Source organism: Alkaliphilus pronyensis (assembly GCF_009017275.1).
GTDB classification, from domain to species: domain Bacteria; phylum Bacillota; class Clostridia; order Peptostreptococcales; family Natronincolaceae; genus Alkaliphilus_C; species Alkaliphilus_C pronyensis.
Map to the genome: position 1 here is coordinate 1 of NZ_WBZC01000075.1, position 21,046 is coordinate 21,046.

18 protein-coding genes and 2 riboswitches are annotated in these 21,046 nt (G+C 34.2%); of the genes, 15 read left to right on the forward strand and 3 right to left on the reverse strand.

Features of this window, described 5'->3' with window-relative positions; all coding sequences use genetic code 11:
• Positions 1 to 275 precede the first annotated feature (275 nt).
• Positions 276 to 1,454, forward strand: coding sequence for an MFS transporter (locus F8154_RS14230; protein ID WP_151862287.1), 1,179 nt, complete (start codon positions 276 to 278; stop codon positions 1,452 to 1,454).
• 65 nt (positions 1,455 to 1,519) lie between these two features.
• On the opposite strand, the gene F8154_RS14235 is transcribed toward F8154_RS14230, so the two are convergent.
• Positions 1,520 to 2,404, reverse strand: a complete 885-nt coding sequence (locus F8154_RS14235; protein WP_151862288.1) for a CAP domain-containing protein — start codon at positions 2,402 to 2,404, stop codon at positions 1,520 to 1,522.
• 243 nt (positions 2,405 to 2,647) lie between these two features.
• Here F8154_RS14235 and F8154_RS14240 point away from each other — a divergent pair, with 243 nt between their 5' ends.
• The 11 genes from F8154_RS14240 (at position 2,648) to F8154_RS14290 (ending at position 16,414) form a co-directional block, all read left to right on the forward strand.
• Positions 2,648 to 3,955, forward strand: a complete 1,308-nt coding sequence (locus F8154_RS14240; protein WP_151862289.1) for a M15 family metallopeptidase — start codon at positions 2,648 to 2,650, stop codon at positions 3,953 to 3,955.
• A gap of 47 nt (positions 3,956 to 4,002) precedes the next feature.
• Complete coding sequence (locus F8154_RS14245) at positions 4,003 to 5,160, forward strand: C39 family peptidase (RefSeq protein WP_207706898.1); 1,158 nt, start codon at positions 4,003 to 4,005, stop codon at positions 5,158 to 5,160.
• A 93-nt stretch (positions 5,161 to 5,253) separates the two neighbouring features.
• Complete coding sequence (gene asnB / locus F8154_RS14250) at positions 5,254 to 7,137, forward strand: asparagine synthase (glutamine-hydrolyzing) (RefSeq protein WP_151862290.1); 1,884 nt, start codon at positions 5,254 to 5,256, stop codon at positions 7,135 to 7,137.
• A 27-nt stretch (positions 7,138 to 7,164) separates the two neighbouring features.
• Positions 7,165 to 8,676 (forward strand): M14 family metallopeptidase, encoded by a 1,512-nt coding sequence (locus F8154_RS14255; protein WP_192930321.1) that lies wholly within the window; start codon positions 7,165 to 7,167, stop codon positions 8,674 to 8,676.
• A 240-nt stretch (positions 8,677 to 8,916) separates the two neighbouring features.
• Positions 8,917 to 9,017, forward strand: a riboswitch (glycine riboswitch).
• Between the two features lie 3 nt (positions 9,018 to 9,020).
• Positions 9,021 to 9,095, forward strand: a riboswitch (glycine riboswitch).
• 103 nt (positions 9,096 to 9,198) lie between these two features.
• Entirely contained in the window at positions 9,199 to 10,305 is a 1,107-nt protein-coding gene (gene gcvT / locus F8154_RS14260) for a glycine cleavage system aminomethyltransferase GcvT (RefSeq protein ID WP_151862292.1), read from the forward strand.
• Positions 10,306 to 10,321: 16 nt separating this feature from the next.
• Positions 10,322 to 10,711, forward strand: a complete 390-nt coding sequence (gcvH, locus tag F8154_RS14265) for a glycine cleavage system protein GcvH (protein ID WP_151862293.1) — start codon at positions 10,322 to 10,324, stop codon at positions 10,709 to 10,711.
• A gap of 3 nt (positions 10,712 to 10,714) precedes the next feature.
• Positions 10,715 to 12,055 carry an aminomethyl-transferring glycine dehydrogenase subunit GcvPA gene (gene gcvPA / locus F8154_RS14270; RefSeq protein WP_151862294.1) on the forward strand — a complete coding sequence of 447 codons (1,341 nt, stop codon included), beginning with the start codon at positions 10,715 to 10,717 and terminating at the stop codon, positions 12,053 to 12,055.
• A complete protein-coding gene (gcvPB, locus tag F8154_RS14275; RefSeq protein WP_151862295.1) occupies positions 12,055 to 13,509 on the forward strand; it encodes an aminomethyl-transferring glycine dehydrogenase subunit GcvPB in 1,455 nt (484 codons plus the stop codon). Before gcvPA ends, gcvPB begins: the two co-directional genes overlap by 1 nt.
• 139 nt (positions 13,510 to 13,648) lie before the next feature.
• Positions 13,649 to 13,831 (forward strand): hypothetical protein, encoded by a 183-nt coding sequence (locus tag F8154_RS14280; protein WP_151862296.1) that lies wholly within the window; start codon positions 13,649 to 13,651, stop codon positions 13,829 to 13,831.
• Between the two features lie 121 nt (positions 13,832 to 13,952).
• Entirely contained in the window at positions 13,953 to 14,432 is a 480-nt protein-coding gene (gene msrA, locus F8154_RS14285) for a peptide-methionine (S)-S-oxide reductase MsrA (RefSeq protein ID WP_151862297.1), read from the forward strand.
• 215 nt (positions 14,433 to 14,647) lie between these two features.
• The gene (locus tag F8154_RS14290; protein ID WP_151862298.1) at positions 14,648 to 16,414 is read left to right on the forward strand and encodes a lytic transglycosylase domain-containing protein; all 1,767 of its coding nucleotides are present in this window, start codon (positions 14,648 to 14,650) and stop codon (positions 16,412 to 16,414) included.
• A gap of 245 nt (positions 16,415 to 16,659) precedes the next feature.
• Here F8154_RS14290 and F8154_RS15250 read toward each other — a convergent pair whose 3' ends face one another.
• Positions 16,660 to 16,824 carry a hypothetical protein gene (locus F8154_RS15250; RefSeq protein ID WP_192930322.1) on the reverse strand — a complete coding sequence of 55 codons (165 nt, stop codon included), beginning with the start codon at positions 16,822 to 16,824 and terminating at the stop codon, positions 16,660 to 16,662.
• Between the two features lie 285 nt (positions 16,825 to 17,109).
• Between F8154_RS15250 and F8154_RS15575 the strand changes: the two genes are divergently transcribed.
• The 3 genes from F8154_RS15575 (at position 17,110) to F8154_RS14300 (ending at position 19,496) form a co-directional block, all read left to right on the forward strand.
• Positions 17,110 to 17,232, forward strand: coding sequence for a hypothetical protein (locus F8154_RS15575; protein ID WP_279237217.1), 123 nt, complete (start codon positions 17,110 to 17,112; stop codon positions 17,230 to 17,232).
• 204 nt (positions 17,233 to 17,436) lie between these two features.
• Entirely contained in the window at positions 17,437 to 18,459 is a 1,023-nt protein-coding gene (gene dcm / locus F8154_RS14295) for a DNA cytosine methyltransferase (protein ID WP_151862299.1), read from the forward strand.
• Positions 18,411 to 19,496, forward strand: a complete 1,086-nt coding sequence (locus tag F8154_RS14300) for an HpaII family restriction endonuclease (protein ID WP_151862300.1) — start codon at positions 18,411 to 18,413, stop codon at positions 19,494 to 19,496. Before dcm ends, F8154_RS14300 begins: the two co-directional genes overlap by 49 nt.
• A gap of 126 nt (positions 19,497 to 19,622) precedes the next feature.
• Here the strand turns inward: F8154_RS14300 and F8154_RS14305 are convergent, their stop codons facing one another.
• Positions 19,623 to 20,855 (reverse strand): aminopeptidase, encoded by a 1,233-nt coding sequence (locus F8154_RS14305; protein WP_151862301.1) that lies wholly within the window; start codon positions 20,853 to 20,855, stop codon positions 19,623 to 19,625.
• Between the last annotated feature and the right edge of the window lie 191 nt (positions 20,856 to 21,046).

The window sequence follows — 21,046 nt, forward strand, 5'->3', positions numbered from 1 at the left end:
GTCAGTCTTACAAAAGCCTATAGGTATTTCTTTGGTGCAGAAAAGCATGGAGCAGTAATATAGGGGTCTATAGGAATACTGCATATAGTTTTGTCATTTATTGATGAAATATGACGAAGCATTTGAAAAGGTAAAATAATATATATATAGAACTTATACATATAATTGTTCTGGCTCAGCAACGTTACTAATATTGCCACATTTTATGGGGAGAAAAGTGCTGCCAAGCTTGGAAACAAGTAGAACTAATTTTTTATTTGAAAAGGGAGTGAATTATGAACCAGCTAAGTACAGTTAAAAGACCTATTTATTTAATATCCTTTCCATTAAGTTTTATTGCGTTTATTATGCCTGTTTATGCAATTGAATTAGGAGCAAGTATATTTGAAGTTGGAATATTATATTCAGTATTTTCCTTATGTGGTGTTTTATTGCGTCCCTTGGTGGGAAAATGGATAGATATTAGAGGAAGAAAAAATGGAGTGTTGGTGGGATTAATTTCTTATGCTTCAGTAATGGTGTTACTAGTATTAAGTGATAGCTATAAATTACTTTTTATTGCTAATATTCTTCAAGGTATTGCAGGTGGTTTTTTATGGATTAGTCTTAATACTATGGTGTCGGATGTTAGTGATGATGAAAATAGAAGCAAAAACTTTGGTGATATTGTGCAGGTGTCTAATAGAGGAGCAATGATGGGTAGCATTATAGCCTTTAGTATCTTGTTTAACATATCTATAGATAATCCTTTTAAGCTAATTTTCATGTTCTACCTACTTATATCTATAATAGCAATATATTATGGAGCAAAAAATACCCAAGAAACACTACAGCAATCCAACCAATGTAAAAGCAATGAAAACGCTGTAGACTATACATATTCTAAGTTTAGAAGGTTTTTAGCAATTATAACTGTTTTATCTTTAGTAGGAAGTATGCTTACACCTATATTCCTAATATATATGAAGGAGCAAATAACCGATAGTATTACTATGATTTCATATGTTTATATCCCAGGTGCAATTTTATCTATTTTTCTACCTAAAAAATTGGGCATTCTTTCTGATACTTATGGAAGAAAAAATTTACTTATAATAGGATTATTACTACAGGCTATTATTGTGTTTTTAATGCCTATAACCAAAACCTATCTTCTCTTTATGCTGGTGTACACATTATTAGTGGTAGGAGGTATGCTTGTAGAACCTGCTAAAAGGTCTTTGGTAACAGAATTAACAGGCAACATACAAAGAGGAAAAAGCTATGGGTATTACAGTACTGCTGTAGGACTTGGAGGCATTATAGGTCCTTTAATTGGTACATTTGTGTATCAATACTTTGGACACACATTACTATTTTATATACAAGGTGTAACAATATTAGTGTCATCAATTATTATTTATGCAGTGTTAAGAGAAAGCAGTGAAAAGCTTCATAACTTGACTAAAACATAATATGGGTACGCTTCAGATAAAAATGATTTAAGGGGCTATATGGCCCCTAGTTTTTTTACTTTTTTTTACTTAGGTTTACTTATAAACATTTGAGTAATCATGTAGCCATATTTATCACTTGGACGTATACCTATACCAATATGTGTAAAGTTAACGTTTAATATGTTTTTTCTATGACCGCTTGAGTTCATTAAAGAGGTATGTGCATTTTCTATTGAATTGTTGGCGGCTATATTTTCACCTGCGTGGTGATAATCAATACCGTAATTATCTAGCATTTCAAAGGGGCTTCCATGTACAGGTGAATAATGGCTAAAATAATTGTTGTCCACCATATCCTGTGATTTTATTCTAGCAACTCTAGTTACCTCATAGTCAACCTTTAATGCAGGAAGGTCATTGTTTTGTCTTTCATTATTGACTAAATCAATTAATTGCTGCTCTTCATCCGTCAAGCTCCTTACGTTAGATTCCTGGGGGTTATTAGCTTGAGGCTGTCTACCAGGTGTGGGGTTATTTGGTGTTATATTATCATCCTCATTATCCAATTGAACATCATTGCCTTCTTCAAATATCTCATTATTCTGGTTAGGAGTCTCCTCTAAATTATCATCGCCAGTCCTTTCCACAACCACTGGTACTGCAGAATCAACCTCTATAGAGCCTATTTGATTATTGTCAAGCTGAATAATATACCAATCATTTGCCTGCTGTAAAACCCTAACTACATCATTTTCCTTAAGGGTACCAACGGTTTCAAAATCCCTTCCAGTACCAGACTTTACATCCACTGTATCCTGTGTTATTCTACAATGTCTAACGGGAGCAGTATGGAAGATGGATGATTCCATATAATCAAATTCATCTTCTGCAGGTGGTCGTTCCTGGGGAGGTGAACATGCTGTAATCACCAGTAGTGCTATAAAAACTATAAATAACTTTACTCTCATTCATTATGCCTCCTTGAATTATTTATTGTAATATAAACTAAATATATTATTTGCAAACCTGTGTAAAGGAATTACTAATTTTATTAAATAATCATTTGTAATAATTTACATATAAATCTCTATATCTATTTTGACATATGATACGAAAATAAAGCAAAACTTGCATAAATATGATAAAATTATAGTGAAAATTGTTATAATCCTATAGAATTTTTTAATAAGCACCTTAGTAGGGAGGACATCATGAGTAAAACTAACTTAAAGCCTAAGCCAATTCTTTTAGTGTCATTATTTATTATTTTAGTTATAGTGTTTTTAATTAAAGATACATTAATACAAGTTGTACAAGCTAAACCCTATATCGCGATAGAAAGAGTTAACTTCAATAAACAATTACCAAACTATAAAAAAACAAAGGTATGGGGTGAAAATCCTTTAGAATTAATAAATATTCCTTTTAATAGTAAATTAGCAAGATTAAACCTGTACCAAGTATATGTGGGCAATCAATTGGTCAAGGAGTTTTATAACTATGATAGGGCAGTTAATTATGCTATAAATAAAACCAGTGCCAGCATTAAAGACAAAGCCAGTAACATAGTTCTATGGAACAATTATAAGCGTTATGTTTTAATGGAGGGAGACCTGTACATTCATTCACTTGAAGAGGTTTTGCCGACGATAGAAGAGGGGAAGAAGCATGAGAACTCCTATATTATAGATCAGGAAGAAAACAAATTAGTTTGGAGTAATTTTAATAAAAGCTTAATCCATAGTGATGATACAAAACAGGGGGATGTTTTCTTAGTAAATAGACAATATCAAGTTTCAAGTAATTATTCTCCCCAAAGCTCTGTTAACTTAGCAGATCATACAAGTAAATATATTAAGGTATCAAGACGAGACATGTATATTGATGAAGGTGTACTTAGCCCAATAAAATTGATGCTAAAGGATGCCTATTATGGTGGGGCAGATAAGATGCTGGTAATAAGTGGGTATAGATCATATCAGAGGCAAACCTCTATTTTAAATAGTCGAATAAAATCATTAACCCCTTCCCTTGGATTAGAAGAAGCTAAGAAAAAAGTTGCTACTTTTGTTGCAATTCCAGGAAGTAGTGAGCATCAAGTAGGGTTAGCTGTGGATTTTACAACATTTAGAGATATGGGTGTAACACAGGATTTTGGAAATACTATAGAGGGTAAGTGGCTTAATGAAAACTCTTGGAAATACGGCTTTATTATTAGATATACTGGAGACAAAATGGATATAACGGGAATAATTGATGAGCCCTGGCATTTAAGATATGTAGGGATACCCCATGCAGAAATAATGAAAAGGGAAAACCTATGCTTGGAAGAGTATTTAGATAATATCAAAGAATATAATAAGATTGAATTTGAAGCTAGAGATGGTAATAAGTACAATATCGTTTATTTTGAGTCAATATACTCAGAAGACTTAATAAGATTTCTTTATGAAGCTAAAAATATAGAGGCATTATCGGGTGATGGTAAGGGTGGTGTAATTATCACCACTATAGACTAAACAAAGCTTTATTACAAAAACAAAGTGATTCCTAAAGGGGAAAAACAATGAGAAATGCTGAAAATTTAGTAATTCAAGAATTAAACAAGTTAAATGATGAGATATTCAGGCTTTATTATTCTGGTTATCATAATGAAGCTGTTAGAGAGGCTAATAGTTTACTGTCTTTAGCCCGTGAAAAGCTAGGACAGCAACATCCTAGTCTGCGAATTTTTCATGATAATCTAAAATATATTAAAGCAAAGCCTATGGTTAGTTGGAGAAGCAACAGATTAAAGGCTCCATTAATAGAAAAAAGAGATAAAATAAATAACATAAAAAGGGACTTGTATTTTGCAGAGGTTTCTGGTGCAGCTATAGTTGAAGCAAAGGATATTACAGATACCCCTAACAACAAAAAGCTAGCAACAGCAATATTCTCTTTAGTTCTAATAGCACAAGTAATAATGGTAACCTTTTATTTTCAGTTTAAGGATAATTATTTAAAGCAGTACCAAGAGTACAGCCCCCCAGATACACCAGCAGCTGAGGAAAGCCAACAGGAGAAAACTGCTATTATAAAAGAGCTAAGTGACAGCACTATTTTAAAGGTTCCTTTAGTGCTGCAATATCCTGAGCTCCCTAGAGGCTGTGAAGTCACAAGTCTTGCAATGCTTCTACAGTATGCTGGAGTAGATGTTGACAAGATGACTTTGGCAAGAGAGGTTAAAAAGGACCCTACTGCTTATCAAATAAGGAATGGAAAAGTATATTTTGGAAATCCTTATAATGGGTTTGTTGGTGATATGTATACCATGAAGAATCCAGGTCTAGGGGTTTATTACGGCCCTATATTGGAACTGGCTGAGGCCTATATGGGAGATAGAATTGTTAATCTTACAGGTGGTAGCTTTGATGATATATATTACTTTTTAAACCAAGAGATACCTGTGTGGATTATTACAAATGCTCGTTATAGAAAATTAACCAATGAATATTTTCAAACATGGCAAACACCTACAGGACCAGTTAAAATAACCTATAGAATGCATTCTGTATTAATTACAGGCTATGATGAAAACTATATATATTTTAATGACCCACTTGTTAATAATCAAAATAGAAAAGTAAACAAAGAGGACTTTGAAGAGGCATGGATTCAAATGGGTAGACAAGCTATTACTTACCTACCAGAAGGAAAAGCTCTACACATGATATTGCCCTAGGATAATGGATGATATATAGTAGTAAGTAGTATCTTTAACGCTTTTATAATAAAAACCAGTAATTAAATCATAAAATATATAGGAGGATGTAATATGTGCGGTATATGTGGTTTTGTTGATGCACTAGAGCAAGATAAAAAGCAGCAGACTATTGAGGAAATGATGAACAAAATTATTCACCGTGGACCCGATGAAGGTGGAAAATATGTTGATGAGGGTGTTGCCCTTGGCTTTAGAAGACTAAGTATAATTGACTTAGAAGAAGGTAAACAGCCAATTTTTAATGAAGACGAAACATTAGTTCTTATTTTTAATGGAGAAATATACAATTATATGGCTGTAAAGGAAATTCTTCTTCAAAAGGGGCATAGGTTTAGAACAAAGACAGATTCTGAAGTTATACTTCATGCCTATGAAGAGTTTGGGACAGAAATGTTTAAATATTTAAGAGGAATGTTTGCCTTTGTTATTTGGAACAAAACAAACAATACACTTTTTGGTGCAAGGGACTTTTTTGGAATTAAACCCTTCTATTATAGCAATATAAACGACAGCTTTATTTTTGGATCTGAAATAAAAAGCATAATTGAGCATCCCTCAATCACAAAAAAAATTAATAGAACTGCATTACAAAGCTATTTAACCTTCCAGTATTCACCTTTAGCAGAAACCTTTTTTCAAGGAGTATACAAGCTACCTCCAGCCCATTATGTAATTTATAGGGAAGGTAAGCTGGAGGTAAAAAGATACTGGCAGCCAGAATTTGATAATAAAGGACCTGTTAAGCCATTTGATGAGGTGGTAAAGGAGGTAGAGGACGTAGTTCAAGAGTCAATAAAGGCCCATATGGTTAGTGATGTTGAAGTGGGATCTTTTTTGTCAAGTGGCATAGACTCAAGCTACGTTGCAGCATCCTTCAATGGAGACAAAACCTTTACAGTTGGCTTCGATTATAAAAACTATAATGAAGTTAATGAAGCTACAGAGTTAGCCAAGCTTATTGGGATAGATAGCTATTACAAAATTATTTCACCAGAAGAATATTGGGATGCACTAGACAAAGTTCAATACCATATGGATGAACCATTGGCAGATCCAGCCTGTGTAGCCTTATATTTTGTTAGTCAGCTGGCTAGTCAGCAGGTTAAGGTGGTTTTATCCGGTGAAGGAGCAGATGAATTGTTTGGCGGTTATCGCATATATCAAGAGCCCTTGAGCCTTAAACCATTAACCAGTTTACCAAGGTTTGCTAGAAATACCTTAGGTGCAATTGCCTCAGCACTACCCTTTAATATAAAAGGAAAAAACTATTTAATTCGAGGTAGCAAAGATGTAAGGCAAAGGTTTATTGGAAATGCCTATATGTTTACTGAAGAAGAAAGAGAAAGACTGATGTTAAAGGGTGACTATAAAAAATATTCCCCAACCGACATAACAGGCCCTTTATATGATCAGGTAGAGGATAAGGACGATATAACAAAAATGCAATTTATAGATTTAAATATGTGGCTAACAGGAGATATTCTATTAAAGGCAGATAAGATGAGTATGGCCCATTCCCTTGAATTAAGGGTGCCCTACCTAGATAAAGAGGTTTGGAAGGTGGCATCAAAGCTTCCCCTACAATATCGGGTTAACAAGACAACAACTAAATATGCCCTTCGTAAAGCAGCAGTAAAAAAATTACCTCAAGAGGTGGCCAGCAGAAGAAAACTGGGCTTTCCTGTTCCGATAAGGGTGTGGTTAAGGGAAGACAAGTATTACAACATAGTTAAAAATTCCTTTACATCTAAAGGAGCTAAAGAATTTTTTAATACAGATGAGCTAATTAAGCTTTTAGATGAGCATTATGCAGGCAAGAAGGATAACAGCAGAAAGATATGGACTGTGTTTATGTTTTTAGTTTGGTACAAAGAATACTTTGAAGAATCGGAGGTAGCTGTTGCTATTGACAATAATGAAGTGACAGCCAGTTAGATTTAGATGATGATAAGGGGGGAAATTATGAAGAAGCTTTTAGTTACACTTATAACTGTTGTATTTGTTATGTTTATTAGTGAAATAACCATAGCTTCCAATTATAAAGGAATAGTTGATCCCTACCAGCCTATCACCTATGACACTATGAAGGAGACTGTAGCTCGACTTAAAGAACAGTTTCCAGAATTAATAGAAACAGAGATTATAGGTCAATCAGCCGATGAAAGAGATATAGTATTAGTTAAGCTAGGCAAAGGTGATACCCTAATACACATAAATGGCAGTTTCCATGCCCGTGAAAGAATAACTACAAATATTATTTTGAAGAATATTGAAGACTATAGTAATGCCTATGAAAAAAACACTAAGATACAAGGCTATGATGTAAAGAATCTATTGGACCAAGTAACTATTTACTTTGTTCCTATGGTAAACCCAGATGGAGTTGATTATACAATATTAGGTGAAGAATCTATAAAGAGTCCAATATTACGGGTTGCGTTTGAAAAAATTGTTGAACACCCTAAATCAGAGTGGCATACACCAGACCTTAGATGGAAATCTAATATTAGAGGTGTAGATTTAAATAGACAGTGGGATTTTGGCTGGCATGAAGAATCTAAACTGGATATTGATGCTCCAGCAGATGCCTATTTCAAAGGCTTTAAACCCCACTCTGAGCCAGAGGTTTTGACTATGGAAAAGCTATCTCTATATAATCCCTTCCTTATTTATGCTGCATATCATACACAAGGCTTAGAAATATATTGGTATAAATATCAACAGGGTGACGATTTAGAAGAGGTTCAAGACATTACAAAAAAAATAAGCAATCTTACCTTTTTTAGACCTGTTCCAGCCTTGAATGATATTCCACAGAACTTTAGAAGCTACTCTGGTTACGCCGATTGGACAGCAGTGGAGCTGAAAAAGCCATCCTTTACAATGGAGTTTGCCTATAGAAAATACAGTGAAGAGGACTTTGATAAAATATATGAGCCAGCAAAGGCACTTGGCCTACTTTTTGCTGAAGAAGCACTGAATATAAAAGAAGGCTATGATGTTGAGGTAATAATAAATGGAGAGCTTATTCAATTATTCAAGACCTATGATGATGGTTTAGCCTTTATAGAAAAGTATATTACTGATGATATGGATGTACAAATGGTTAAAAATCAAGAAATAATATACCAAAGAGAAGGTAAGCCTTATCATGATAATGTAGAGGTTACAATAATTAAGGATAATGAAAGTATTAAGTACAGTGAAGAGGTGTTGCGTTACAAAGGGGCTGTATTGTTACCCATTGATAAAGTATTCTCAAACTTTGACATGAAACTCCATCATTATAACCAGCTTAATTTGATTTTGGCAGAAGATAATAAAACCTTAGTCTTAATGGGTTTAAATGATGGCTCAATATATGTAAATCATGAAAAAATAGATGCTACAAAGGGTGTATTAAAATATCAAGATAATATCTACATTTCAACGACAGCTATAGAAAAGATTTTTTGGTGTAAAACTAATAACTAAATAAAGAAAGCTTAGTTCCACTTATTTCAAAGCATGGCGGTGGCTATCTTCTCTTAAGAAGGGGAAGTATTAGTAGTCACGCTAAAATAAAGCATAATTAAAAAAATAACCATATTACTAATAATATGGTTATTTTTTATATGCATAAAAATAATTGTGTTAATTTTTAAATAATTATTGAAATTTTTAAAATATTCTAATATAATTATAAAACAAATAATAAAATAAATATCCTACCAAATGATAATAACGAGAGATATCCAAAGGGATGGCCGAAGATGCAATATAAAAGGTACCAGTCTTTTATAGAAACTTTCAGGCAAAAATATCGTTATTTGATGGAACTCTGGAGAGTCCTAAATGGCGCCAAAGGAGAAATACATTTTATTAATGTAGAAGCTCTCAGGCAAGATACAGAGGAATGTAATGGCAAGTGCTTTGCTGTTATGTTCCTTTTTAAATGCTCTTTTTTACTACACCGTGTAATGCTTTAATTAAATAATGTTAGAAGGAGGTATAAAAATGTCGCAAAAAACAACAGCCCTATTTAATCTTCATCAGAAATTGGGGGGTAAAATAGTAGATTTTAATGGATGGTCTTTACCTATACAGTATGAGGGTATAACTGTTGAGCATAAGGCTGTAAGAGAAGCAGTTGGTCTATTTGATGTATCCCATATGGGAGAAGTTGAAGTGAAGGGAAAAGATGCTGAAGCATATATACAAAAGCTAATAACAAATGACGTAGCTACATTAGCCAATAATCAGGTTCTATATAGCTTAATGTGTTATCACAACGGTGGAATTGTAGATGATTTATTGGTATATAGGTTTACAGCTGATTATTTTCTACTTGTTATAAATGCCAGTAACATTGATAAAGACCTTAAATGGATGAGGGATAATCAGATGAATTACCAGGTAGAAGTTAATAATGTCTCGGATAAAATATCTGAAATAGCTATTCAAGGACCTAAAGCAGAGTTAGTTCTACAGAAGCTAACTGATTATGACCTAGCAACCATTAATTTCTTTTATTTTAGAGATAACCTTAATATAGCTGGAGCCAACTGTCTTGTATCAAGAACAGGCTACACAGGAGAGGATGGCTTTGAGATATATTTAAAGCACCAGGATGCAGAAAAAGTATACGAAGAGTTAATGAAGGCAGGGGAAAAGGAGGGAATCAAGCCGGCTGGCTTAGGGGCAAGGGATACACTAAGGTTTGAGGCTACTCTTCCTCTATATGGAAACGAAATAAATGAGGACATAACACCCCTTGAGGCAGGGCTTGGATTTTTTGTAAAGCTAGATAAGCATAGCTTTAACGGTAAAGATGTATTGGTAAAACAGAAGGAAGAAGGTATTAAAAGAAGGCTTGTTGGCTTTGAAATGCTGGATAAGGGAATTCCAAGACATGGGTATCAGGTGATGTCTGATAAAGGTGATGAAGTTGGATTTGTAACAACAGGCTATCAGTCACCAACCTTAAGAAAAACCATTGGTCTTGCCATAGTAAGTAGCAAGTATTCTGACATTGAGACACCCATAAACATACAGGTTAGAAATAAGCTAGTAAAGGCCAAGGTGATTAGTAAAAAATTCTATCAAAAGAAGTATAAAAAATAAAGGAGGCTGTATATTTATGAAGGCTATTGTTTTAAAAGGGTTATTATATTCAAAGCATCATGAATGGATTAAGGTAGAAGGCGATAGGGCATATATTGGAATTACCGATTATGCACAGGGCTCCTTAGGGGAGATAGTTTATTTAGAGCTACCTGCAGAGGGTGACCAATTTAAAGAGGGAGAGACCTTTGGAGTAATAGAGTCTGTTAAAGCGGCCTCTGATGCGTATATGCCATTCAGAGGCACTGTTGTAGAGGTTAATGAAGAATTGGAGGATGCCCCTGAAAAGGTGAACAACTCTCCCTACGAAAATTGGTTAATAGCAGTAGAAATAGCAGATGAGTCTGAGCTAGAAGACTTAATGAAGGATGAGGAATACCAAGAATTTTGTGTAAAGGAGGAGTAATTCATGCATCGTTTTATTCCAAATATAGAGGCAGATAAGGAAATTATGAAGGAGGCTGTTGGTGTAAAATCAGTTGATGACTTGTTTGATGATATACCACAGGAAATGAGGCTTAACAGAGCTTTAAACATAGGCAGTTCTCTTTCGGAGTTAGAGCTACAGCAACACATGAAGGAGCTTTCTTTAAAAAATAAGGGAACCAATGAGCTCACTTGTTTTTTAGGGGCTGGGGCCTATGATCATTATATTCCCTCTATAGTTAAGCATTTAGCTATGAGATCTGAATTTTATACTGCCTATACACCTTATCAGCCTGAGATAAGCCAAGGAACCCTACAGGTAATATTTGAATATCAGACAATGATATGTAATTTAACAGGTATGGATGTTACCAATGCATCAATGTACGATGGGCCTACAGCCTGCAGTGAAGCAGCTGTTATGGCAAGTGATGCCACAAGAAGAAGGTCAGTTGTGGTATCAAAGACAGTTGCCCCAGAAGTTCGTAAAGTACTAAAGAGCTATTTAAAGCTTAGAAATATAGAAGTTATTGAAGTAGATGCTTTTGATGGAACTACAGATATAGAGAAGCTTAAAAATGTAGTGAATAAAGATACAGCAGGTGTAATTATTCAGAGCCCTAACTTTTTTGGTATTATTGAAGATGTTACTGAGGTGGAAAGGATAACCCACCAACATAAAGGAAATCTTATAATGTACGTTGATCCAATTTCTCTGGGAATACTAAAAAAGCCTTCAGAGCTAGGGGCAGACATTGTTGTAGGGGAAGGACAGTCATTGGGTAATCAGCTTAACTATGGAGGGCCCTATCTAGGCTTTCTTGCAGCAAGCTCTAAGCTGGTTAGAAAAATGCCAGGAAGAATTGTTGGGCAGTCTGAAGATGTAGACGGAAAGCGTGGATTTGTCTTAACACTACAGGCACGGGAGCAACACATAAGAAGATATAAGGCTACATCCAATATATGCTCTAATCAAGGATTAAACGCACTAATGGCTTCAATCTACTTAATTACAATGGGTAAAAAGGGGCTTAAGGAGGTTGCCACCCTAGCTACAAAAAAAGCCCATTATACCTTTAATGAATTAACTAAAAAGGGTAAATATAAAGCAGTGTTTAATAAGCCATTTTTTAAGGAGTTTATTGTTACCAGTGATATAGAGGCTGATAAGGTTAACAAAGAACTGTTAAGGAACAATATACTTGGTGGCTATAAAATTGAAAAGGACTATAAAGAACTAAAAAATGGACTTCTTATATGTGTAACAGAAAAGAGATCAAAGGAAGAGATTGATAGATTAGTAGGTATAATGGAGGTGCTTTAATGAAGGAATATAATCAATTAATATTTGAAACCTCAAGAGAAGGTAGAAGAGCTTACTCCTTACCAGAATGTGATGTAGAAGTGGCTCCAGTTGATGAGCTTTTACCATTAGAGTTTTTAAGTAAAGAAGAACCCTACTTACCAGAAGTTAGTGAGGTGGATATTGTTCGTCATTTCACATTGCTTTCTAGTAAAAACTATGGACTAGACACTGGCTTTTACCCCTTGGGCTCCTGCACCATGAAGTATAATCCTAAAATAAATGAGGATATGGCTTCTTTAAGTGGCTTTACAACTCTTCATCCATATCAACCAAAAGAGACAACTCAGGGTGCTTTAGAGGTCATGTATAATTTAGACAAAATGCTATCAGAAATATCTGGCATGGCAAAGATGAGTCTACAGCCAGCAGCTGGTGCCCACGGAGAGCTGGCAGGCTTAATGATTATTAAGGCTTATCATGAAAGCAAAGGGGACACAAAGCGAACTAAAATTATTGTTCCTGACTCTGCCCATGGAACAAACCCAGCTACTGCGGCAGTGGCGGGCTTTGAAGTGGTGGAAGTCAAATCTGATGAAGCTGGTGGAGTAGATATAGAAGGTTTAAAGGCTGTACTAAATGACGAGATTGCTGGGTTAATGCTAACAAACCCCAGTACACTGGGTTTATTTGAAAAAAACATAAAGCTAATATCTGACCTTATCCATGAAGCTGGTGGACTATTATATTATGACGGAGCAAATATGAATGCCATAATGGGCATATGTAGACCAGCAGACATGGGCTTTGACGTAATTCATTTTAATCTCCACAAGACATTTTCTACACCCCATGGAGGAGGTGGACCCGGCAGTGGCCCTATAGGTGTAAGGGAGGATTTAGTTCAGTTTTTACCTGTGCCAGTTGTAGATAAGGAAAATGATAAGTACTATCTTAACTATGATTTGCCAAATTCTATTGGCAAAATAAAGGGTTTTTATGGTCACTTTGGTGTATTGGTTAGAGCCTACTCCTATATATTGTCTATGGGCTCGGAGGGTCTTAGAGAAGTAAGCGAAACGGCGGTCCTTAATGCTAACTACCTAATGAACAAGCTTAAGTCCCATTACAAGGTGGCAGTAGATAAAACCTGTATGCATGAGTTTATATTAAGTGGATTAAAAGAAAAGACTTTAGAGGTAACAACCCTAGACATAGCTAAAAGACTATTAGATTATGGGTATCATCCACCAACAATATATTTTCCTTTAATAGTAGATGGAGCAATTATGATAGAGCCAACTGAAACTGAAAGCTTAGAAACACTAAATGGCTTTATTGATATAATGATTAAAATAGCAGAGGAGGCCAAGAAGGAGCCGAAGCTTTTAAAGGAAGCTCCATATAATACTCCTTTAAGAAGAATGGATGAGGTTAAGGCTGCTAGAGAAATGATATTAAAATGGAGTGAGTAATTAAACATTATGGAGGAGGCTTGTTATGGCTTTTAACAAGGAAAGCTTTAAAGAATATATAATAGAAAGCATAAGAAAATCTGTTGAAGATAGAAGGTCTAGCGCCTGCTCAACATGAGATATTGCAAGTGTACTTGCAATGGCGTGGGGCGTCAAGGAAACTATAGAGGTTAGTGAAGCAGATGCAGTAAAAGAGTTCATCAAAGCCTTAGAGGGTTCAGAGATAGAGCTGGGCAATGGTAGTAAAGCAACCCTTTTAAAGGGAGATGTAAAGGAGAAAAAGGATAAGGCTATACTAATATATAGATATCAGCTGAGATAAAAAGTATAATACCTTCAAAGATGTGGTAAAATTTATTTGTGCTATATATACTATGCTTTAAAATATTGCATAGGGGTATAAATTATTTACAATTAAATAAACCATTGGAAGGAGATAAAAAATGAAGGAAATAGTTTTGGCTGGTGGTTGCTTTTGGGGTGTAGAAGCTTACTTTTTAAGGCTAGAGGGTGTTGTAGAAACTGAGGTGGGGTATGCAAATGGAAGTGTGGAAAACCCAACATATCAACAGGTTTGTAATACCAATACAGGACACGCAGAGGTATGTCGTATTAAATATGATGAAGAAAAAATAAGGCTTGAGGATATATTAATGAAATTCTTTAAAATAATTGATCCAACTGCTGTTAATAGGCAGGGGCCAGATATAGGACACCAATATAGAACAGGAATATATTATACCGACGAAGCAGATTTACAGGTTATACTTAAGGTAATAGGTGATGAGCAAAGTAAATATTCTAAAAAAATAGCTACAGAAGTTGAACCCCTAAAGGTATATTACCCTGCTGAGGAGTACCATCAAAAATATTTAGAAAAGAATCCGAATGGCTATTGTCATATCAACTTAAATGTTGATTAATGAGGTTTCGTCTTTAAACTGAGGGACAGGTGAAATAAAACTGTCTCTTTTTTATGACTAAACTAGAATATCAATAAAAGTTAAGCTCCACTGTCTTTTTACTATACCACTAGTATCACTTTAAATGTAAATAAATTGTAAAATCAACTGCAAGGTATTTATATATTTTTGTAGAAATGTATATAAAAGAATAAATTATAGGAGGACAGTAGGTAATGAAGAAACTCCCCTGGATTTTACTTTTGATAGTAGCCCTCTTAGGTGTTCTTTTATTTAGAGAAGAAGGACCTGCAAATAACCAACAAAAGATAGATAACCTAAGGGCAGACCCCTACTTAAACAATGTCACAGGCCCTATTGAACAATTAGAACTTTTGCAATTACTTAAGGATGATAATAGCCTAGCTAGTCAAGAGACTTTAAAGGAATTAGCCCAGCAGGTTAATGCCACTGGTTATATGGCAAACCTAATACTGGCAGAAAAGCTTGAGGAAAATGGTGAAGACCCAATAGAGTATTATAGAAAAGCACTAAAGCTATACGAGAGCCCAGAAACCCAATTAAAGCTGGCAAGGGCATTGGAGAATAGACAGGAAATAGATGAGGCTATAAAGATTTATATGGCAGTAATCTATGATGATGAAGCTATCAATGCTTTACAGGAGTTAGGTGTAAATTATTCTACTATAATAAGCAGGTTAATAGAGGATAAGCAATACTCATTAGCAAAGGAATATATTGATAAGGGTATTTTAGAAGCTAAGGATGATGAAATAAAAAGCTTAAACATACAACACTCACTTTTATATGCTAAAACAGAAGAATACCATAAAGCAATCCCTTTAATGGAATCAATTATAGATGGTGGCTATCATGACAGCAATTTTCTGTGGTGGTATGGAAGAAGTCTTGAAGGTGTTGGGGAAAAAGGTAGGGCTATAGAGGTTTATAAAGATTTAGATAAGCTAGGTGCCTATAGATTGGGACTTCTTTATGAAGAAAAAGGTAATGTTAAAGAGGCAGCAAAAGCTTATATAAATAGTAATGCCCATATTTCTCTTTGGAAGGGTGCAAGAATATTAGATGATTTAAGCATGGAGCAGGAAGCATTGCAGGTATATAGACAATTAGCAAAGGAAACAGGTGTTTATCAGGAAGATGCAGCCTATCGGGGCTACATACTCCATAAAAAATACTACCAATCAACAGATGAAGAGCTTACTAAAATACTGGAAAAGTCCCCTGCCTGGATGACTGCCATAGGCAAAGAGTTTATATGGCAGATAGATAAGGAAATGACGGCTATATTACCTGATTTTATAAATAGGGTTGACCTGTATGAAGCTGCTGGTGAACATAAAATGGCAGACATAGAAAGATCTATTGGAGAAAAACACACTTCAACAGAAGAAAAACTAGGGCTAAGCGAATGGTATCAGCAGCAGGGCAATTATTTTATGTCTGTAAGATGGGGAATAAGAGCATTAAAGGAAGCAACAAGCCTTAAGGCCTATCAGCTAGCCTATCAAAAGCCTTATGAAGAGGAGGTTTTAGCTGTCGCAGAAAAGTACCATATAGATCCATATTTAATCTGGGCAGTTATGAGGGAGGAAAGCCATTACAATAAGGATGCCATGTCTAGGGCAGGAGCTTTAGGGCTTATGCAAATCATGCCCACAACTGGACAGGATATAGCCAATAGATTAAAGGTTAATTATAGTGATACTGATATGCTGATACCAGAGAAAAATATTGAGTTTGGTGGATTTTATATAAGTCTTATGTTAAAAATGTTTGATGGTGATTTAGATAAGGCACTGGCAGCATATAATGGAGGACTAGGGAATGTAAGAAAATGGAGCAGAACCTCAATAGGAGGTACCCCGGAGGGCTTCCCCACTTCTATTAACTTTAGAGAAACAAGGAAATATATTACTAAGGTTAAAAACTCATACTATACCTACCTATGGATATATCAATAATTAGACCTCCACTTTTTGTTGAAGTGGAGGTTTAAATAAGGTTTGAAATGATTTTTACCAAATTAGCCAAAATATCACTGAAGGATGTATTTTTCATTTTGTTTTAAAAAAGGAGTTTTTTTAATGTTAGAATTCATATTAGAAATTTTTATTGCATTTTTTGAATATCTTATGAGTAAACTTAAACCTCAAAGCCCAGAAAAAGAAGATGAAAAAATAAAAAAATGGAGCAGATAAAATCTGCTCTATTTTAAAATTTTGGCAACAGTTGCGACTCCGTAATCAACATATTCAAGCATTGAAACATCTTGTCTTATATAGTTTCTTCCTGGTTCGTTTTGTACTCTTATTTTCATATTTTCAAGGTCTTCTAAGCCTCTTTCAATACTTGATATAACAGATCTTTCCATGTTTAGTACATCTTGCAACATTTTAGCAAATTGCATTACTACAAATTTTCCAACTGTTACCTTGATACTTGCTTTTCCTGGCTCCGAAAAAATCTTAAGGGTAAGATTTAATCCATAAATAGCATCATAAAATTGATACTCCTGTATTTCTCCTTCTAAAAATTCTAATGTCTTTTTTTGTAATTCAATTAACTCGTCACATTTTTCTACAGTAAACCTTTTTATGAAAATAAAAATAGAATTAGAAGATAAACAAAAAAAATAATTAAAAATTATGCTGACGAAATGATAAGTTTGTTTAATGAAACTGACATGGTTAAAGAAGGGGAGTTTATTTACCTTGAAACAGAAAATATAAGGGTGAATAAAAAGGACTTTGAAGGAATAAAAAACCTACTAAAAAAGTAATAACACTTTATTGCATAGTGATATCATTTATGTTAGAGCATAAGAAGGTTAATTTTAGTATAAAGCTATTAAACCTACGTGGCTTAGCACTTGTATAGTATGGTATAATACTTGTAAATAAGCAACTAACTATTATAATAACTAATACTTTAAAATAAAAAAAGAATTAGCTCAAACGCAATAAATTGAGAAAGGAAGAGCTAGATGTATAAATCAATAGATTTATTTGCTGGAATCGGAGGCATTAGAATGGGATTTGAGAATGCCTTTAAAGACACAATAGAAACTGTTTTTGTAAGTGAGTGGGATGAAAAAGCTCAGGAAACATATAAGGCTAATTTTAAAGATAGCTTTAATATTCAAGGAGATATTACAAAAATACCTACTACAGATATTCCAACCCATGATATTTTATTGGCTGGGTTTCCTTGTCAGGCATTTTCCTTAGCTGGTTTTAAAAGAGGATTTGAAGATGCAAGGGGAACTCTATTCTTTGATGTTGCACGTATAGCCGAATACCATAGGCCGAAGGTTATTTTTTGTGAAAATGTTAAAAATCTTGTAAGGCATGATAGAGGAAAAACATTTAAAACATTAAAAAGAATTCTAGAAGATTTAGATTATAATGTTTTTTCAAAGGTATTGAATAGTAAAAATTTTGGGGTACCTCAAAATAGGGAAAGAATATATATAGTTGCCTTTAGAAAAGATATTGCACCCATAAGCTTTGAATTTCCTGAGACTTCAGGAACCAAAGTATCAATAAAGGATGTAATGGAAGAGAATGAAGTGTCATCTAAGTATTATTTATCAGATGTGTATCTTGAATCATTGAGAAGGCATAAAGCTAGGCATGCAAAGAAGGGAAATGGTTTTGGATACGAAATTAGAGATTTAGATGATATTGCTTTAGCAATAGTATGTGGAGGAATGGGTAGAGAAAGGAATCTTATTATTGATAAGAGATTAACAGATTTCACTCCCAAAACCCATATAAAAGGTAGTATTAATAGAGAATATGTAAGGAAGATGACACCAAGAGAATGGGCAAGACTACAAGGGTTTCCTGACACATTTAAACTTCCAGTAGCTGATACTCATTTATATAAGCAGTTTGGAAATTCAGTTACAGTTCCTGTCATAGAAGCAATAGCCAAAAGAATTAAGGAGGAGTTGGGATGCTTAGGGGAAACATTGGCGAATGGTCAGAAATGTATGTGTTGTTAAGGCTTCTTGCAGACGGAAAGATATATGCTGCTGATGATAATTTAAACAAGCTTAAAGATATATACTTTCCTATAATTAAGATAATTAGGGAAGAAATGAAAGGAGAGGTTAAGGAGTATAATACTGGAGAAGAAATAAAAATATATTTAAACGGATTGGAAATAGATAACATACCTTCTACTATTTTTTGTGAAGAAGCCCATAGTCTTCTAAATACTATACAAAATGGGAAAGCTAAAGGGGCCTTTTCTGTTGAAAGAACAGAAAGATTTATGAATAGAATAGGATGCTTAAAATTATCGGCATCATCTAGGGATAAATCAGATATTACTTTGAAAATTATAGACATAAATACAGGACATAGCCCAACAATAGGTTTTAGCATAAAGTCTGAGCTAGGTTCAGCTCCTACACTTTTGAATGCTGGAAAAACAACAAACTTTATTTACAAAATTATTCATCAATATACTAACATTATAAGAGAAACAAATGACATTTATAAGGTTTCAAGTAACAAAAAACATATAAATGTAAGAGGAAGAATAGAGAATATAATTAAAAACAATGGTACGATAAAGTATATAAAAATGCAAAATAAGACCTTTAAAGATAATCTAATTCTAATTGATAGCAGGATGGATGAGCTCATAGCCCAGACATTGCTATATTTTTATAAAGATGGTATAAGTAATTGCAATGATATGATTAAAAAGCTGGAAGAAGAAAATCCAATGAAATATGGTAATGTTAATGCATATTCCTATAAGTTTAAGAAGTTTTTAACCTCTGTGGCATTAGGTATGAGACCAGCAACAGAGTGGGATGGAATAGATGAGGCAAGTGGAGGTTATATCATTGTTACAAGAGAAGGGAATGTGTTAGCATATCATATCTATAACAGAAATTATTTTGAAAACTATCTCTTAAACAACACAAAGTATGAGACTGCTTCAACCTCAAGGCATGACTTTGGTGAATTATATGAAGAGAATGGAGAAACTCATATAAAGCTTAACTTACAAATACGATTTAAATGATAGCTTTACAAACTCAACTTTTGAAAACCACAATTGCCCAAAACCCATTATAGTTGCCTTTATATAGAGGGATAAATGTAAATTAAGACTAGATTTACTATGTATCCCTCTAAGTATTGGTTTTATTTACTCTACCCAGTTTCCATTTCTAAACAACGGTTTAATCTCTCCATCTTTAGTTTCTGCATCAATATCTAGTTTATCTGAACCTATCATAAAATCTACATGTGTAAGGCTAGTATTAGCTCCTTTTTCTTCTAATTCTTCTTTAGTCATTTTACCTCCACCTTCAATACAAAGGGGATATGCCATACCTAAGGCTAAATGGACAGAAGCATTTTCATCAAAAAGAGTGTTGTAAAAGACTATATCAGAATTTGATACAGGAGAATCGTGGGGAACTAAAGCTATTTCACCTAAATAATGGGAACCTTCATCGGTTTCAATTAGCTTTTTCAATGATTCATATCCAACTGCTGCATTAAAATCTACAATTCTACCATTTTCAAAGGTAAGGGTAAAATCTTCTATTAGCTTGCCTCCATAGTTAAGGGGCTTGGTGCTTTTAACCCTTCCGTTAACACCTGTTTTTAAAGGCGTTGTGAACACCTCTTCAGTTGGCATGTTAGGAACAAAATCTATTCCTTTTTGATTTTTAATTCCGCCACCTATCCAAACATGATTATCGGGAAGCTCTGCAGTAAGCTCTGTACCGGGTCCTCTTAAATGAAGCCTTTTGAAAGATGAGTTATTTAGGTATAGTAGCTTAGTCTTTAGATTATTAACATGTGCTTTCCATGCCTCAACAGGGTTTTCTTCATTTATCCTTGTAACCATAAATACTTTTTCCCATAATAGTTCAACAGCCGTACCTTCGTCTACATTAGGAAAAACTTTTTTTGCCCATTCTATAGTCGGTACAGATACAATTCCCCAGCTTACCTTTGCCGACTGAATATATTTTTTGAACTCTTGTAGTGCAATTGAGGCTGTTTTGTTAGCAATAGCTATTCTGTTGGCATCAACATCCTTTAGCAAATCTGGATTCGTTGCTGAAATAGTTAAAAATGCAGCTCCTTCGGCTGCCATTTCCTCCAATCCCTTAGCCTTCCACGTAGGGAACTCTTTAAAAGCCTCATCAGAGCCATGAAGATACTTAATAAGTGTTATTTCTTCATCATTCCAATCAACATAAACGTTTTTAGCACCGCTTAAATAGGCTTTTTTAGTAACTCGTCTAACAAACTCTACAGAGGCTATAGGTGCACTTATGCAAAGGGTTTGTCCCTTTTGAAGGTTTAATCCTACTCCCAAAGCCACTTGGGCATATTTATCTAGTTTTACATCAAATGTACTCATAAAACACCTCCAACTTTTTCCTATATTGTATCATGGCTATAGGCTAAAGTAAAAGCTTTCGAATAGTCCTATAGCTATGCAAACTATTTAGTTCTTTATATTAGTTACCCATAAAAACAAAACGCTTGTTCGATAAAGTAGACTTTGATATACTTAAAGATAACCAATAACTTAAATGAAAATTTAAATTC

Coding starts and splice junctions, on each gene's coding strand:
- F8154_RS14230 (WP_151862287.1), top strand. CDS start 276: ATGAACCAGCTAAGTACAGTTAAAAGACCTATTTATTTAATATCCTTT.
- gcvPA (WP_151862294.1), top strand. CDS start 10,715: ATGCATCGTTTTATTCCAAATATAGAGGCAGATAAGGAAATTATGAAG.
- F8154_RS15250 (WP_192930322.1), bottom strand. CDS start 16,824: ATGGAAAGATCTGTTATATCAAGTATTGAAAGAGGCTTAGAAGACCTT.
- F8154_RS14245 (WP_207706898.1), top strand. CDS start 4,003: ATGAGAAATGCTGAAAATTTAGTAATTCAAGAATTAAACAAGTTAAAT.
- F8154_RS14235 (WP_151862288.1), bottom strand. CDS start 2,404: ATGAGAGTAAAGTTATTTATAGTTTTTATAGCACTACTGGTGATTACA.
- F8154_RS14300 (WP_151862300.1), top strand. CDS start 18,411: ATGCTTAGGGGAAACATTGGCGAATGGTCAGAAATGTATGTGTTGTTA.
- gcvPB (WP_151862295.1), top strand. CDS start 12,055: ATGAAGGAATATAATCAATTAATATTTGAAACCTCAAGAGAAGGTAGA.
- gcvH (WP_151862293.1), top strand. CDS start 10,322: ATGAAGGCTATTGTTTTAAAAGGGTTATTATATTCAAAGCATCATGAA.
- F8154_RS15575 (WP_279237217.1), top strand. CDS start 17,110: ATGATAAGTTTGTTTAATGAAACTGACATGGTTAAAGAAGGGGAGTTT.
- gcvT (WP_151862292.1), top strand. CDS start 9,199: ATGTCGCAAAAAACAACAGCCCTATTTAATCTTCATCAGAAATTGGGG.
- dcm (WP_151862299.1), top strand. CDS start 17,437: ATGTATAAATCAATAGATTTATTTGCTGGAATCGGAGGCATTAGAATG.
- F8154_RS14255 (WP_192930321.1), top strand. CDS start 7,165: ATGAAGAAGCTTTTAGTTACACTTATAACTGTTGTATTTGTTATGTTT.
- msrA (WP_151862297.1), top strand. CDS start 13,953: ATGAAGGAAATAGTTTTGGCTGGTGGTTGCTTTTGGGGTGTAGAAGCT.
- F8154_RS14290 (WP_151862298.1), top strand. CDS start 14,648: ATGAAGAAACTCCCCTGGATTTTACTTTTGATAGTAGCCCTCTTAGGT.
- F8154_RS14280 (WP_151862296.1), top strand. CDS start 13,649: ATGGCGTGGGGCGTCAAGGAAACTATAGAGGTTAGTGAAGCAGATGCA.
- F8154_RS14240 (WP_151862289.1), top strand. CDS start 2,648: ATGAGTAAAACTAACTTAAAGCCTAAGCCAATTCTTTTAGTGTCATTA.
- asnB (WP_151862290.1), top strand. CDS start 5,254: ATGTGCGGTATATGTGGTTTTGTTGATGCACTAGAGCAAGATAAAAAG.
- F8154_RS14305 (WP_151862301.1), bottom strand. CDS start 20,855: ATGAGTACATTTGATGTAAAACTAGATAAATATGCCCAAGTGGCTTTG.